This is a genomic window from Halomonas sp. V046 (genome assembly GCF_052645355.1).
On the sequence record NZ_JBQXYF010000019.1, the window covers coordinates 21722 to 36741 of the forward strand.

The following is a 15020-nucleotide window of genomic DNA, read 5'->3' on the forward strand; positions in this document are numbered from 1 at the left end:
ACTGGGCTTGTTGCAGAGCGATTGGGCGAGCGATCTGCCCCATGGTCTGACGGACTGTTCGCCGTGTGGTTCACGGAGCGGACCGTTGCAGGCGACGGCGGCAGCACCACTCGCCGGTAAACATCAGCGCGATCAGGGCGTAGCTGATCACGCCGTTGTACAGCGACCAGGCGGCCAGGTCGGCATAGAGCGCCGTCCAGGCCGCCAGGGTGCCATTGATCACGAAGAACAGACACCAGGCTTGGGTCACTCGGCGGGTATAGGCCACGCCACGCGCCGGTAGCTCAGGCTCCTTGATCCGCGCCAGGCGCTCGACCACCGGCATGCCACGCCACAGGCTCAGGGCGAAGGTCGCCAACAGCACGGCATTGACGGCCACCGGATAGCCGCGCATGCCGAGCTCGGCATCGACCACGAGCCCCACCGCCAGCAGCACGATGGCGGCGACCACGGCCAGCCCTCGGGCCTGGGGCAGGCGCCAGGCGATCAGACCGCAGCCGATCAGCAGCAATGGCCAGGGGCCGAGGGCGCCCTGCAGCCACCAGACCGTCAGCGGCCAGGCCAGGGCGAGGCCGGTCGCCAGGGTGGTGGCGAGGATGGCGAGAAAGCGCACGCCGCCTCAGTCGCGCATCAGGTTTTCGACGGCGTCGACCACGTCGTCGATGGTGCGCACGGACTTGAAGGCCTCGGGATTGATGCGCCGGCCGGTGAATTGTTTCAACTCGACCACCAGGTCGACGGCATCGATGCTGTCGATGTCCAGGTCTTCGTACAACCGCGCGTCGGGGGGAACCTCCGAGGGCGATACCTCGAACAGCTCCACCAGGGTGCGCTGCACGTGGGCAAGGATCTGCTCCCGGCTGACCCGCTGGATGGCATCAGTTGGCACGGCGTTCCTCCACCAGCGCCTCGAGCGCTGCCAGGCTGGCGAAATGGCGACGCGTCTCCTCGGCTTCCGCGTCCAGCTTCACGCCGTAGCGCTTCTGCAGGGCCAGGCCGAGTTCCAGGGCGTCGATGGAATCCAGCCCCAGGCCCTCGCCAAACAGCGGAGCGTGATCGTCGATATCGTCCGGGGTGATGTCCTCGAGTTCGAGGGTGTCGATGATCATGTGCTTGAGATCAAGCGACAGCGGTGTGGTTTCGCTCATGGCGCTCCAGTTCCCTATTGAAATAGTCGCTCAGCTCCCGCGTCAGCTGCCGGGCGCGCTGGCTCGTCGGTTGATCGGACGCCTGCTCTGGCGGCAGGTCGTCGAGAACATGCAGGCTCAGGTGAACCTTGCGCTTGGGGATGTGGTACCAGGGCTCGCCCTTGGTCAGCGTGGTCGGTGAACAGCGAATCAACACCGGGGTGATGCGGGTATCGGTACGCAGTGCGATGTTGGCGCCGCCGCGGCGAAACCTGATCGGCCGGCCCGGTGTGGTGCGGGTGCCTTCGGGGAACAGGATCAATGAATTGCCCTGGCCCAGGCTGCTGCGTGCCGCGTCGAGTAGCGCCTCGGGGTCACGGTTGGTGATGTAGCCGGCGGCGCGTATCGGGCCTCGCGTGAAGGGATTGGTGGCGAGCCGGCCCTTGACGATGCAGTCGGCATTGGGGGTGTGGGCGAGCAGAAAGACCACGTCGATCAGCGAGGGATGGTTGGCCACGATCAAGCGACCCGGGCGGGCGAGCCGCTCGCCGCCCTCGAGGCGATAGTCGAGAACGCCGAGCCCACTCATCAAGCCGATAAACGCCCGAAAGGCGTGCCGGATACCGCGACGCGCCAAGCGCTGTCGCCGTGTGCCATCGCGGACTCCGAGGCGCAGCAGCGGTGCAACGACGAGCCCGATGGCCAGACCGCCGATACCGAAAGCGGTGAAGGACAGCGCGGTGCCGGCGCCGCGTCGCCACTGATCCAGCGTCATGCCTGCCCCAGCGTCCAGCGTTGGGTGGCATCGAGATGGCGGCGCTGGCCGCTGAGCCAGTCGATGACCTCGTCGGGCGTCGGGGAGGTCGGCGACTCCGGGGTGGGGGCGGCAAGCAGCGTGACCCCGTGGCTGCGAGTCAGGCGCAGGCCAACGCCGCAGGCATAGCCGGGGTGAGCCGTACAGGAGGCGTACTCGTCGGGCAGCGTGCCTTCGCTGAAGACGATGACGACCGCCTCATGGCCCTCATGCAGGTAGCCTGCGGCTTCCCACAGTAGGGCCTCGAATTCGTTGCCGCCGGCGCCGAGCGCCTGTAGCGGACGACGATGTTGATTGGCGATGGCATGAACGCCGAGGGTGGCGTTGTGCACCGACATCGAGAAGCGTGTGGGTGACAGCGCCTCGTCGTTGGCCAGGGCCTTGAGCATGGACAGGGTGTGGTTGGCATCGCCATGGCGTGAGGCATGCACCAGCGGGAAGCGTGCCTCGGGGTCGAGGCCGGCGAGGATGTCGCAGGTGGCGCGACCGGCGCCGTCCAGGCGCCGTCTGAGCATCGCCGGCAATGAACTGCCGGGCGTGTCGTAGGGCAGCAGACGCGAGGAGGTGGCGGCGTGGTGGTCGCCGGGACGCCAGCCTAACCAGTCACTTAGGCGTATTTGTTCCATGCTGTTGGGGTGCCTGAGTGAAAACGTGAATTTTAGCGCGGAACTGTGCTGCGTCCAAGCACAGTCCCTCGGACGTGATCGTCAACTTGCGCCAATTTGATGCCGAAAAAACGGAAAACCCCGTGTTCTTGTCGCCGTCTGGCGAATTTGCGCTTTACGCTATTGTGCCAAACCGGTGGGTCGGCGAGCGCTTCGCCTCGCACGGCCACGCGGCTGTCGGTCTGCGCGTCGAGGGTGATGGGGAACGCTGGAAAAGCGTTGAATGATTCCTACGTATACCTCGGTGTGGTGCCCGGGCTTGGCCTCCGTTCATGCCGGCGATGGTACGTTACATAAGCCATATCGAATGGGATGCGTCGAGCGGGTGCTAGAGGCGGTCGCCAGGACGACCGGGACGACCAGGACGTAGCGGGGAGCGGGAACCTATGGGGTCGGATTCGCCTATTCGTGCCGATCGGTGCCTGGCGGCGTTGGTCCGCGGAGGCCAGGCGCTAAAAGATGCCGAGTACTGGGCCGATGGTGTCGAGCTGCTGATCGAGGCACTGGGGCCTGCTACCGGTGCCAGCCGCGTGTGGATCTTTCAATTGCTGGAGCTCCAGACCGACGCCGTGGTGCAGGACTACGTCTTCGAGTGGGCCGCCGACGCTCGCTACCGCCAGCTTACCCAGCGGCGTTTTCGCTTCTTCGCCTCCTCGTTGAACGACCCGCTCTATCGACGCCTGGTCGATGACCGTCTGGCCGGGCGACGCCAAGACATTTGTGTGCCAAGCATGGCCCAAGGGCCGCTAAAGAGCCATCTGGAGAGTCAGGGCATTCAGTCCATGGCGACCGTTCCGATCTTCGTCCACGGCCACTGGTGGGGCACCCTTGGGGTGGACGACTGTGAGCGTGCGATCGGCTGGGAGGGCGCCGGCCTCGACGCGCTGTCCGCCGCCGCCGAGTTGATCGCGGCGGCGATCTATCGTCATCAATTGACCAGCCGCTCACGCCAGATCGAGCTGTTTCATCGGATTACCGGGTGTGGCGTCTGGGAGGTCAGCCTGCGCAATGGTCGGGTGTGGTGCTCCCGGGCACTGAAGGTCTTGCTGGGGTATCCCGAGACGTACCCGCGCGTGCCGGTGAGAAGGATGCTGGCCCATGTTCACCGGGATGACCGCGGCCTTTTGTGGGAGAGCCTGAGGCGCTGCATGGCGAGCGATGACGCCCAGTGGCGCCTCGACGTTCGCCTCGATAGTGGCCCTGACAGACGCTGGGTGTGGCACGAGGTCATGGCCGAGGTCAGCCGCGACGAGCGGGGCCTGGCCCAGGGCGTATCGGGAGTGATCATCGAGATCAGTCAGCGCAAGAGGAGTGAGCAGAGCGCTCGCGAAGCCTCCGAATTCGATGCCCTGACCGGTGTCTTGAATCGTCGTGGCATGGACCGGTTGTTGCAGGAATGGCTGGCCTCGGTGAGGGAGACCTCGCCGCCCGTTCATCTGGTATTGCTGGATATCGATCACTTCAAGGCCATCAACGATCGCTACGGTCACCTGGTCGGCGACGGGGTGCTCAAGTTGCTGGCGAGGCGGATTCGCTCCGAACTTCGCGTGGGCGATGGCTTGGTGCGAGTCGGTGGCGAAGAATTCGCCGTGCTGATGCGCAACCTGGACGACGACGATGCCGAGGCGCTGGCAGAGCGAATCCGTCGTCGGGTCTGCGGCACGCCGTTTCGTATCGATACCGGTGGAATGCACCGCGACGCCTGCAACGATGCCATGGCGATTCGCCTGGTGGATATCTCGATCAGCCTGGGGATGGCCAAGCTGCCCCTGGGCGGCGATGACCTGGATGCGCGGCGAACCCTGGCCCTGGCCTGGGCAGATAGTGCCCTCTATGCCGCTAAGCACGCCGGACGTAACCGCGTCATGTGTTACGCAGGCTAGCAGCGGAGCTGTTTGCCCTGCTGTCTCCATCACGCTGCTGTCGCGAGAGATCCCTGTCCTGGGACCTCGACGTTTCCCCGTGGGTGAATTTTGCTGGAACTCGCATTTTGAATCGCTTCCTGTGCTGATGTGATTGGGTCTTGGAGCGTTCTCCTGGCCGATTCCGGCGAGCGGGATGAAACGACTCATCCTGGAGCATGAAAGAAAGGCCCAGACTCCCGGTGTTTTGAAGAAGAAGTCGACAGAACGACCCGAAGCGCCCCGGGCGGATATCGCCTATCTCACTATTTGGGTGCTTGTGGCGTTATTTGACCGAGTTTACGGCGTTGACTTCACTTGCCCCAACTCAGGAGGGGCGATGAACGAACGAGGCTCGGTAAAGGCGCGACGCGACGCTGGCACCCAGACGCTGCTGCGAGGGTTGGCATTGATGCAGTGCGTGGGACGCGGCGTATCGACCGTCAAGAGCCTTGCGCAAACCCTCGGCGTACCGCGCAGCACCATTGCTCGCACCTTGTCGAGCCTGGTGGCGGAGGGCTATCTGCACCATGTGCCCTACAAGGGGTATTTTCTCGGCGCGCGGTTGATCGAGCTTGGCGAGCGCGCCGCCGAACAGCGCCCGCTGGTGGACCTGGCGCGCCCTCATCTGGAGGCCCTCGCCGCGGCGACCCGAGACACCGTGCACTTCGGCATTCTCGATAACGGCGAGGTGCTCTATCTCGACAAGCTGCCCGGCATGCGTAGCGTCGAAATGCGCTCGCGCACCGGAGTGCGCATGCCGGCGCTGGCGACCGCCATGGGCAAGGCAATGCTGGCGAAGGCGCGGGAGTCGAGCTGGCCGGACGCCTACGAGGCGCTGCGACGCTTCGATGCCCGGTGCAGCGATCGTCCGGCGCTGCGGCCCTTGGCCGAAGTCGCCCGTGACCTGCGGGCGTCACGCGTGCGCGGGTGGACATACGACTGGGAAGAGAACGAGGTCGGCATCCGCTGTGTCGCGGCCGCCGTGCACGATCACGCCGGCCGGGCCGTTGCCGCGGTCAGCGTGACCAGTGTCATCAGCTTCTTGTCGGAGCCGCGCATGCATGAGCTGGGCCCGGTCGTGAAGTCGGCCGCGGAACACATATCCCGGGCCTTGGGGCGCTGTCGGGAAGAGTAGGCATAGGCCGGAGCGGTGGCACGATGCGCCGCGGAACGAATGACGTAACGCCGAACAACACGAAGGGTTCAGGGGGGCAACATGGATGCATTGGTCTACATCGGTCCGAATAACGTTGAGGTGCGCGATGTGCCGGTCGCCGAGCCCCGGCAGGGCGCAGTCAAGGTGCGCATGACCTACTGCGGTATCTGCGGGACAGACATCGGTATCTTCTCCGGCAAACATCCGCGGGCCCAGGCGCCCCTGGTGCTGGGTCACGAATTCGTGGGGGTCGTCGAGCAGAGCCCAGAAGGCTCGCAGTTCGTGCCGGGGGACCGAGTCGTGGCTTACCCCCTGATCTCCTGTGGCCAGTGTTACCCGTGCCGCCACGGCACGCCCCATGTCTGCGCCAACCTGCGCCTGATCGGTATCGACCGGGATGGCGGCCTGACCGGGCACCTGTGGATCGATGAGGAGGTCCTGTTCAAGGTGCCCGATGGGCTCTCGGACCGTGTGGCGGCGCTGGTGGAGCCCTTGGCGGTGGTGGTTCGCACCGTTCACCAGGCGCGTTTTGCACTCGGGCAGCGGGCCGTGGTGATGGGGGCCGGGCCGATCGGGCTGCTCACCGCCATGGTGCTGCGTCACGCAGGGGCCTCGATGGTCGTGATCTCGGACGTGGATCCGGCCCGGCTCGAACTCTGTCGAGAACTCGGATTCGACGCTGTCGATGTGGGCAGTGACAGCCTGATCGCGCATGTCAACGCGGTCACCACGGGGGACGGCGCAGATGCGGTTTTCGAGTGTTCCGGGGTGGTGAGCGCGGCCTTGGAGATGACCCAGGTGGCCCGAGTGGGGGGCACCATCTGCCTGACCGCGACCCACAAGTCCGCACCCCCGGTGGCCTTGATCGACGTGAACTTCAAGGAACTCACGCTGGTCGGTTCGCGGGTGTACACCAAGGCGGAGTTCGGCAGCGCCATCCCCTTGGCCGCGGCGCTCGCCGAGACGCTTGAGCGGGCCATCACCCAGGTGGTGCCGCTGTCTCAGTCGGCGGGGATCTTCGCCATGATTGCGGACCCAGGCATCAATACCGTCAAGATTTTAGTGGATTGCCAAACATGAACCTGTTCGATCTAAGCGGCCGCAAGGCCATGGTGACCGGTGGTACCCGAGGCCTTGGCCTCGGCATGGCCGAAGCCTTGCTCGAGGCCGGCGCCGAGGTGGTGATAGTCGGCTCCTCCAACACGACCACGGACGTGGCGCGAGGGTTGTCTGACGGCGGGCGGCTGTGCCATGGCGTCATCATCGACCTGGCCGATGCGAGCTCACGCCGTCAGGGATTCGACCGCGCCATCGAGGCGCTTGGGGGGCGCCTCGACATCCTGGTCAATGCGGCGGGGGTCCAGCGCCGCCATCCAAGCGAAGCCTTCCCCTTGGACGAGTTTAACGATGTGCTGGAGGTCAACCTGACCGCGGTGTTCGAACTGGCGCAGCTGGCCGGTCGGGTGATGCTCAAGCAGGGCGGGGGAAAGATCATCAATATCGCCTCGCTTATGGCGTTTTTCGGCGGCTACACCGTTCCTGCCTACGCCGCGAGCAAGGGTGGGGTCATGCAGCTGACCAAGGCGCTGGCCAACGAATGGGCCGCACAGGGCATCAACGTCAATGCCATCGCGCCCGGCTACATGGCCACCGACATGAATACCGCGCTGCTCGCCGACGAAGGGCGCAACGCCGAGATTACCGCCCGGATTCCGGCCGGTCGCTGGGGCAGCGGTGAAGACATGAAGGGGCCGCTGCTGTTTCTGGCCTCAAGCGCATCGGACTATGTCCACGGCGTCACGTTGCCGGTGGACGGGGGGTACTTGGGGCGCTGACGGGGCCTGGAGACCTTGGCCCGAAAGGGCCTCCTGGCAGCGCGGCCCGGCGACGGGCAGGGGCTTTGGCCCCGAGTGCGCTGCGTCATGTCCGCGGGCCATGTCCGCGGCGCCATGCCAGCGGTGGAGCAAGCCGACGGTGGACCAAGCCGACGGTGGACCAAGCCAGCGGTGGACCAAGAGAGCTGGGACCAAGAGAGCTGGGACCTTGAAGGGAGTCAGGCAATGCGCATTGTATTTTCGGATCTTGACCACGCAGACCATGATATCGAACAGGCCATCTTCTCTGAGGCCGGGTTCGAGGCGCCGCTGCTGGCCTGTCGCAGTGAAGACGACCTTATCGCGCAGGTGGCCGCCGCCGATATCGTCCTCAATCAATACGCCCCCTTTACCCGCCGGGTGCTGGAAGCGCTACCCCGGCTCAAGCAGATCGTCCGTTATGGGGTCGGCGTCAACAACGTCGATCTCGAGGCGGCCAGCGACGCCGGCGTTCAGGTCTGTAACGTGCCGGACTATGGCATGCACGAAGTGTCGGACCACGCCGTCGCGCTGACCCTGGCGCTGACCCGTCGCATCGTGCCGATGAACGCCTCATGTCGCGCCGGACGCTGGAATTACATCGAGGCGGTTCCGATTCGGCGCCAGTCGACTCAGACCCTGGGCTTGATCGGCCTTGGGCGCATCGGACGCCTCTACGCCGCCAAGATGCATGCGCTGGGCTTCGCGCTGGTGGGGCATGATCGCTTCTACACGCCGAACGCCGCCGATGGCACCGACTTCATCACTCCGGTGGCGCTCGATGCGCTGTTTCGCCAGGCCGATATCATCGCGCTGTTTTGCCCGTTAAACGATGACACCCATCACCTTGTCGATGCCGCAGCCATTGAGAGCATGCGCCCCGGCGCCTATCTGGTGAACACCTCCCGCGGCGGCATCATCGATGAAGCGGCGCTGGCCGAGGCCCTGGCCAGGGGCCACATCGCCGGGGCCGGGCTCGATACCACCGAGCACGAACCGCTGACACCCGATAGCCCCTTGTGGGCGCAACACAACTGCCTGATCACGCCTCACATGGCCTGGTACTCAGAAGACGCCGCCCAAGAGCTCAAGCGCAAGGTCGCCGAAGAAGCCGTGCGCTTTGCGCGTGGTGAGGCGGTCATGTGGCCAGTGAACACCCCACGCTGAATCGGCGGCTGTAGTGCCGCCAGGTCACCACCGCCGAGCCCTTGCGGTGGAGACGAGTCACGCCGCCAGACTCTGGCAACCCACAATACCAACAAGGAACACACCATGGCTCAGTTCTTGGTTAGCCCCGCGTCCTGCGTTACACGTCAGCTCTCGCCGCGCCCACCGGCGCAGCGTACCAGCACCGGGTTCCGGAGCGCGCGGCTCAAGCTATCGGCATGCAGCGTCGCGATCGCCGCCGCAACCCTATCCCTGGTACCCGTTGCGGTCCAGGCCGATACCCTGCGCATGTCCAACGTCACGTCGGTCTCGGCCAAGGAGGCGGGAGTCGAGTTCAAGCGTCTGGTGGAGGAAGGCACCGACGGCGAGATCGAGATCAACCTGTTTCCGGACAACCAGCTCGGCGACGACCGGGTGGTGACCGAAAGCACCATCTTCGGTGATATCGATATCGGTGTGTCTTCCACCAGCCCGATGGCGAATCTGTTTCCGGACCTGTACCTGTTCGATTCTCCCTTCCTGTTCCTGTCGCCCGAGGCGACCTACGCAGCGCTCGACGGCGAGATCGGGCAGAACATCCTTGCGTCGCTCGAGAGCAAGGGCCTCAAGGGGCTCGGGTTCTGGGAAAACGGCTTTCGCAATTTTACCGATAGTGGCAAGGCGGTCGTCGCGCCGTCTGACCTGGAAGGCATGAAGGTGCGCACCATGGAGAACGAGGTGCATTTGGCGGCCTGGCGGGCCTTCGGTGCCAATCCGACACCGATGGCCTTTACGGAGCTGTTTACCGCGCTTCAGCAGGGCACCGTGGATGCTCAGGAGAACCCGCTGGGCATCATCGACAGCAACCGCTTCCAGGAAGTTCAGGACCATGTGTCGCTGACGCAGCATGTCTACACGCCGTACGTCGTGTTCATGAACCTCGACCGGTACGAGTCGCTCAGTGCAGAGCAGCAGCAGGTCATCGAAGCGGCTATCGATCAAACCACGGACTTCCAGCGCCAGCGCTCCCAGGAGGTCGAGGGTGACATTCTGGCCAAGTTCGTCGACCTGGGCGTCGTCGTTACCGAGATTACGCCGGCGCAGAAACAGCCCTGGCAGCAGGCGATTCGCGATGCCGATATCTACGACCTGGTGAAGTCGAAGATGGAGCACCCTGACTACCTCGACCAGCTTCTCGACGAGTAAGGCGCGGCGTCTTTGCACCAAGACAAGACCCACGGTGCGCCCCTTATGGCATAGCGGGGGCGTCCCATCTTTTTGGCTGGAGGAATCGGCCAAGACCGCGCCCAGGGAACAGGAGGAGAGCGGATGAAAGTCGTGAATTGGCTCGATGAGTACGCCGAAATTTCGGTGTGTGTGGCATTGATGATGTTGATGGCGGGCATTCTTGCGGTGCAGGTGTTCATGCGCTACGTCATGGGGGCCTCGCTGTCCTGGTCAGAAGAGCTCGCTCGCTATCTGTTTATCTGGTTGATCTATCTCGGCATCAGCTACGGTGCCCGGCAGATGCGCCATATCAAGATCGACGCCGGACTGAAGCTGTTCCCGCGGGCGGCGCGCCGGTGGGTGGTGATCCTGGGTGACGTGCTGTTTCTGGCCTTTGCGCTTTACGTGGTGTGGACCTCCTGGGAGGTGATCGGGCGACAGATGATGCTAGGCCAGCGCTCGCCGGCGCTGAGTGTGCCGCTGTGGATCGTCTACGCCGCGCCTTTCGTCGGCTTTGCCCTGACCACGCTGCGCCAGGTGCAAACCATTACCTGGCGACTGAAGCATCCACAAGCCGCCGTCGAAGAGGAAGTGTGAGATGACCGCTACGGTGCTCTTTGCTGGCCTTGTCGTTCTATTGATTCTCAATGTACCGGTCGGCATCGCGATCGGCCTCGCCTGTGTGATCACGATCCTGAGCTTCGGTACCCTGTCCGAGCTGTACGTCGCCCAGACCCTGGTGTCGGCGACGGATAGCTTCCCGATCATGGCGATTCCGCTGTTTATCCTCGCCGGCGATCTGATGGGGGCCGGCGGCGTGTCGCGGCGAATCCTGTCGGTGGCCTCGGCGTTCTTCGGTCGCTTCACCGGGGGCCTGGCCATCGTTACCGTGGTGGTGTGCATGTTCTTCGCCGCGGTCTCGGGCTCGGGCCCGGCGACGGTGGCGGCGGTCGGCTCCATGGTGGTGCCGACGATGCTTCAGGCAGGCTACTCCAAGTCCTTCGTGCTGGCGCTGGTCGCCGCCGCCGGCAGCATCGGTGTCATCATCCCGCCGTCGATTCCCATGGTGCTCTACGGCGTGTCCACCGGCACCTCGATCTCCAACATGTTCCTCGGGGGAGTGTTGCCGGGTCTGATGATCGGCCTGGTGCTGATTCTCTACTCGTACTTCTACTCGAAGAAAATGGGATGGAAGGGGGACGAGACGCCTTTCGACATGCGCCAGACCCTCTGCCTGGTCTGGGAAGCCAAGTGGGCGCTGCTCAACCCCGTGATCATCCTCGGGGGCATCTATGCGGGGATATTTACCCCCACCGAGGCCGCCGCGGTGGCGGCCGTCTATGCCTTCGTCTGTGGAGTCTTCATCCATCGCGAGCTGTCTCCCCGAGACATCTTCAAGACGGTGGCCGCCTCCTGCGCGACGACGGGGACGGTGATGGTGATCCTGGGCTGCGCCTCGACCTTCGCCCGGATACTGACCATCGAGCAGATTCCGGTGGCCATCGCCAATGCCATGCTGCAGGTGTCGGGTAGCCCGGTGCTGCTTTTATTGCTCATCCTGGTGCTGTTGCTGATCGTTGGCTGCGTGATGGACACGACGCCGGCGATTCTGGTGCTGTCGCCGATTCTCTATCCGGTGGCGATCCAGATCGGCATCGATCCGGTGCACTTCGGCATCATCATGGTGGTCAACCTGGCCATCGGCTTCATCACACCGCCACTCGGCATCAATCTGTTCGTGGCGGCGCGAATAGGCAATACATCGCTCGAGACCGTGATTCGCGGCATCGTTCCCTTCGTGATCGCGATGATCCTGTCGCTGCTGGTGATCACCTACGTGCCGGCGCTGTCGCTGGCGCTGCTGTCGCTATTTGGCTGAAGGGACTCGGCGAGATCGTTCGGTTTTCGATCTCGCTGACGCTTGCTGGCTTGGCCGCGTGTCCGTGGAGAAGACGCCCCCTGGTCGCGAGGCCAAGGGGGCATCTGCGTGGTGGGCCCCTGGCCTTTGACCCATGCGCCGAAGCTGAACGCCACGGTCCTGAGTCGCCCAAGGCGGCGGGAGGCTCGTGGGAATCTCCTCGGCGACGGGTGGCGGTGAGAAAATGTAATGGGTGGGTATGGTGTGTAAAGATCGAAGTTTGGTGAGGGTGTGCTTGTTATGTAAAAAGTTGATATTTAACAATATATTTTCTACTGTCGAGCGGAAATGGGCGAGGGAGGGTTTGTGGCGTAGTGGCGAATTCCCTATAACGGGGAAGTTGTACAAGACATCTATGCTAACGAGACAGCGTGGGCTTTTTTGACAGATCGGCAAGAAGCCCCGCTCTCCACGAGCAAAGGAGTGTTTGTTCATGGCCAATAATCCTCACACCGAATCCAACCGTGGCCCTGCCCAGGACACCGAGCATCGCAACGATGGCGAGCGTAAGTCCGATCGCCTGGCGACCTACCGAAGCGATGCCGAACGCCATGACCTGCGTACCAATCAGGGTACCCGCATCGCCGATAACCACAATTCGCTCAAGGCGGGGGAGCGTGGCCCCACCCTGATGGAAGACTTCGTCTTTCGCGAAAAGATGAACCACTTCGATCATGAACGGATACCCGAGCGCATCGTTCATGCTCGGGGGGCGGCGGCGCATGGCCACTTTCAGCCCTATTCGTCGGCCGCACGCTATTCCAAGGCGGGGCTGTTCAAGGATGCGGCCCAGAAAACACCGGTCTTCGTGCGCTTCTCTACCGTGCAGGGCGCCCGTGGCTCGAACGACACCGTGCGCGACGTGCGCGGGTTCGCCGTCAAGTTCTACACCGATGAGGGCAACTGGGATCTGGTCGGCAATAACATGCCCGTGTTCTTCATTCAGGATGCGATGAAGTTTCCGGACCTGGTGCACGCCGTGAAGCCCGAGCCCCACAACGAGATACCGCAGGGTCAGTCGGCCCACGATACCTTCTGGGACTTCGTGTCGTTGATGCCCGAGAGCGCCCATATGGTGCTGTGGACCATGTCGGATCGCGCCTTTCCACGCCATTTTCGCTATATGGAAGGCTTCGGCGTGCACACCTTCCGGTTGATCGATCGTGACGGCAAGGCTCGCTTCGTCAAGTTCCACTGGAAGCCGTTGGCGGGGACCCACTCGCTGATCTGGGACGAGGCTCAGAAGCTCTGGGGGCGGGATCCCGACTTCAACCGTCGTGAGATGTGGGCAGATATCGAAAACGGCGATCCGCTGGAATGGGAGCTTGGCATCCAGGTCGTTGAGCAAGAAGACGAGCACGCCTTCGACTTCGATATACTGGATCCGACCAAGCTGATCCCTGAAGAGCAGGTGCCGGTCACTCCGATCGGCAAGATGGTGCTCGATCGCAATCCCGACAACTACTTTGCCGAAACCGAGCAGGTCGCCTTCAACCCCGGCAACGTGGTGCCCGGCATCGACTTCAGCAATGACCCGCTGCTGCAGGGCCGGCTGTTCTCCTATCTGGATACTCAGATGTTGCGCCTGGGGGGACCCAACTTCCACGAGATCCCGATCAACCAGCCGGTGTGTCCCTTTCACAATCACCAGCGGGATGCGCCGCATCGCCAGACCATCAACAAGGGACAGGCCTCCTACGAGCCCAACTCCATCGATGGCGGCTGGCCCAGTGAGACGCCTCCGGCACCGGAGAACGGCGGTTTCGAGAGCCACAACGAGCGCATCGACGCCCACAAGGTTCGGGCCCGTAGCGAGTCGTTCGGCGACCATTACTCCCAGGCGCGGCTCTTCTGGCACAGTCAGAGTGAGGTCGAGCAAGAGCATATCATCGCGGCTTATGCCTTCGAGCTGTCCAAGGTCGAGCGGCCCTGGATTCGCCAGCGGGTCATCCAGGAGATCCTGCCCAACATCGACATGGGGCTGGCGCGCCGAGTCGGTGAGAAGCACGGCATCGAACCGCCAGACCAAGCCCCGGCGCCGAACGAGGAGCTCGGCAAGTCGGCGTTGGCTGCCTCCGCGGCGTTGAGTCTACTGCACCGCCAGCAGCCGGATATTCGTTATCGCAAGGTCGCTATCCTGGTGGCGGATGGTGTCGATGGTGATCAGGTCGAGGCGCTGCAGAGCAAGCTTGAGCAGGAGGGCGCCGCGGGCTTGATCATTGCTCCGTCGATGGCCCCGGTGAACACCGTCCAGGGGGCCAGTCTGACCCCTGACGCGATGCTCAACGGCCAGCCTTCTGTCACGCTGGATGCGGTGGTCGTGGCAGGCGGAGCCGAGAGCGTTGAGGCGCTGAGTGGTTCAGGCCAAGGGCGCTACTATCTCCAGGAGGCCTTCAAGCACTTGAAGCCAATCGCCGGCCTGGGCGACGCCCGCCACCTGCTCGATGCCGCGGGCATTTCGGCACCGCAAGAGGGCATCGTGCTCGGGGGTTCGGTCGATGGGGTCTACGCGGACTTCCGCCAAGCGCTGCTCGGTCACCGGGTCTGGTCGCGAGACGCCAAGGCCAATCAGATGCCGGCCTGATCGATGCCGCCGAGACCAATCCGAGGGGGCCATGGCAAGCGAGCCGTCGATGGATGACCGGGTTGGCCGAGGTGAGCCCCCGGGGTATCTCCTCGGGGCGTTTCAGCGGATCGACGGTCGACGTTGATGGCGGTCTGGCTCGGTGGGCGCGATCCATTGGATGATGCAACACCCTGATGAGTGCTCCGGCATGGGACAAGGCTGGACGCTCCGTCGGGCGGCTGAGGGTAGGCTCGACGTGGCAGAGGTGGCGCTTGTGGCCAAAAAAAACCGCCGCCCGGCAACGCCTGGGCGGCGGTCTTGAAATCTGTGGTCGGAGTAGCAGGATTCGAACCTACGACCTCTGCCTCCCGAAGGCAGCGCTCTACCAAGCTGAGCTATACTCCGATCTTCGCTGAGGTGTGCGCCTCAACGGTTGCGTAGTATACGGATCCCACTGTGCGTTGCAACCCTGCAGCGCCTTGGTTGCGCATTTTTTTACAGTCTCGTCCTTCGCTTACCGGGCTTTTCTGGCACATGTCCGTCCTGGCGCCGGCGCATGCCTCTGCCCCGGAGCGCTCGCCAGTGTCGTTCTGCCGGCTCGCCTGCTTTCGCCATTCCTGCGACGGCTGGTGGTGCGTCGCCGT

The 15020-nt window shown here is 63.7% G+C and carries 15 protein-coding genes and 1 tRNA gene; 10 read left to right on the forward strand and 6 right to left on the reverse strand.

All coding sequences use genetic code 11. From position 1 onward, the window contains the following. Positions 1-70: 70 nt before the first annotated feature. The 5 genes from ACUN9Y_RS20250 to ACUN9Y_RS20270 are packed head-to-tail and all read right to left on the reverse strand — an operon-like array spanning position 71 to position 2567. Positions 71-613, reverse strand: a complete 543-nt coding sequence (locus ACUN9Y_RS20250) for a hypothetical protein (RefSeq protein WP_445462545.1) — start codon at positions 611-613, stop codon at positions 71-73. 6 nt (positions 614-619) lie between these two features. After that, a complete protein-coding gene (locus tag ACUN9Y_RS20255; RefSeq protein ID WP_445462546.1) occupies positions 620-889 on the reverse strand; it encodes an acyl carrier protein in 270 nt (89 codons plus the stop codon). Continuing rightward, on the reverse strand, positions 879-1148 hold the full coding sequence (locus tag ACUN9Y_RS20260) for a phosphopantetheine-binding protein (protein WP_445462547.1): 270 nt from the start codon (positions 1146-1148) through the stop codon (positions 879-881). The genes ACUN9Y_RS20255 and ACUN9Y_RS20260 overlap by 11 nt, the downstream gene beginning before the upstream one ends. Continuing rightward, positions 1120-1902: a lysophospholipid acyltransferase family protein gene (locus ACUN9Y_RS20265; protein WP_445462548.1), complete on the reverse strand. Its 783-nt coding sequence runs from the start codon at positions 1900-1902 to the stop codon at positions 1120-1122. The genes ACUN9Y_RS20260 and ACUN9Y_RS20265 overlap by 29 nt, the downstream gene beginning before the upstream one ends. After that, entirely contained in the window at positions 1899-2567 is a 669-nt protein-coding gene (locus tag ACUN9Y_RS20270) for a beta-ketoacyl synthase chain length factor (RefSeq protein WP_445462549.1), read from the reverse strand. Before ACUN9Y_RS20270 ends, ACUN9Y_RS20265 begins: the two co-directional genes overlap by 4 nt. 74 nt (positions 2568-2641) lie before the next feature. On the opposite strand from ACUN9Y_RS20270, the gene ACUN9Y_RS20275 reads away from it, so the two are divergent. From ACUN9Y_RS20275 to katE, 10 genes are all read left to right on the forward strand, one after another. Beyond that, on the forward strand, positions 2642-2833 hold the full coding sequence (locus ACUN9Y_RS20275) for a hypothetical protein (protein ID WP_445462550.1): 192 nt from the start codon (positions 2642-2644) through the stop codon (positions 2831-2833). Positions 2834-2992: 159 nt separating this feature from the next. After that, positions 2993-4489, forward strand: a complete 1497-nt coding sequence (locus ACUN9Y_RS20280; RefSeq protein WP_445462551.1) for a sensor domain-containing diguanylate cyclase — start codon at positions 2993-2995, stop codon at positions 4487-4489. A 358-nt stretch (positions 4490-4847) separates the two neighbouring features. Next, positions 4848-5645: an IclR family transcriptional regulator gene (locus ACUN9Y_RS20285; protein ID WP_445462552.1), complete on the forward strand. Its 798-nt coding sequence runs from the start codon at positions 4848-4850 to the stop codon at positions 5643-5645. Between the two features lie 81 nt (positions 5646-5726). Further along, a complete protein-coding gene (locus ACUN9Y_RS20290) occupies positions 5727-6746 on the forward strand; it encodes a zinc-dependent alcohol dehydrogenase (RefSeq protein ID WP_445462553.1) in 1020 nt (339 codons plus the stop codon). Beyond that, positions 6743-7501 (forward strand): SDR family oxidoreductase, encoded by a 759-nt coding sequence (locus ACUN9Y_RS20295; protein ID WP_445462554.1) that lies wholly within the window; start codon positions 6743-6745, stop codon positions 7499-7501. The genes ACUN9Y_RS20290 and ACUN9Y_RS20295 overlap by 4 nt, the downstream gene beginning before the upstream one ends. 225 nt (positions 7502-7726) lie before the next feature. After that, on the forward strand, positions 7727-8686 hold the full coding sequence (locus ACUN9Y_RS20300) for a C-terminal binding protein (RefSeq protein ID WP_445462555.1): 960 nt from the start codon (positions 7727-7729) through the stop codon (positions 8684-8686). A 105-nt stretch (positions 8687-8791) separates the two neighbouring features. Further along, positions 8792-9871: a DctP family TRAP transporter solute-binding subunit gene (locus tag ACUN9Y_RS20305; protein ID WP_445462556.1), complete on the forward strand. Its 1080-nt coding sequence runs from the start codon at positions 8792-8794 to the stop codon at positions 9869-9871. 123 nt (positions 9872-9994) lie between these two features. After that, positions 9995-10489, forward strand: coding sequence for a TRAP transporter small permease (locus tag ACUN9Y_RS20310; RefSeq protein WP_445462557.1), 495 nt, complete (start codon positions 9995-9997; stop codon positions 10487-10489). 1 nt (position 10490) lies between these two features. Continuing rightward, positions 10491-11771 (forward strand): TRAP transporter large permease, encoded by a 1281-nt coding sequence (locus ACUN9Y_RS20315; protein WP_445462558.1) that lies wholly within the window; start codon positions 10491-10493, stop codon positions 11769-11771. A gap of 472 nt (positions 11772-12243) precedes the next feature. Then, on the forward strand, positions 12244-14394 hold the full coding sequence (katE, locus tag ACUN9Y_RS20320) for a catalase HPII (protein ID WP_445462559.1): 2151 nt from the start codon (positions 12244-12246) through the stop codon (positions 14392-14394). A gap of 310 nt (positions 14395-14704) precedes the next feature. On the opposite strand, the gene ACUN9Y_RS20325 is transcribed toward katE, so the two are convergent. Further along, positions 14705-14781 (reverse strand) — tRNA-Pro (locus ACUN9Y_RS20325). Between the last annotated feature and the right edge of the window lie 239 nt (positions 14782-15020).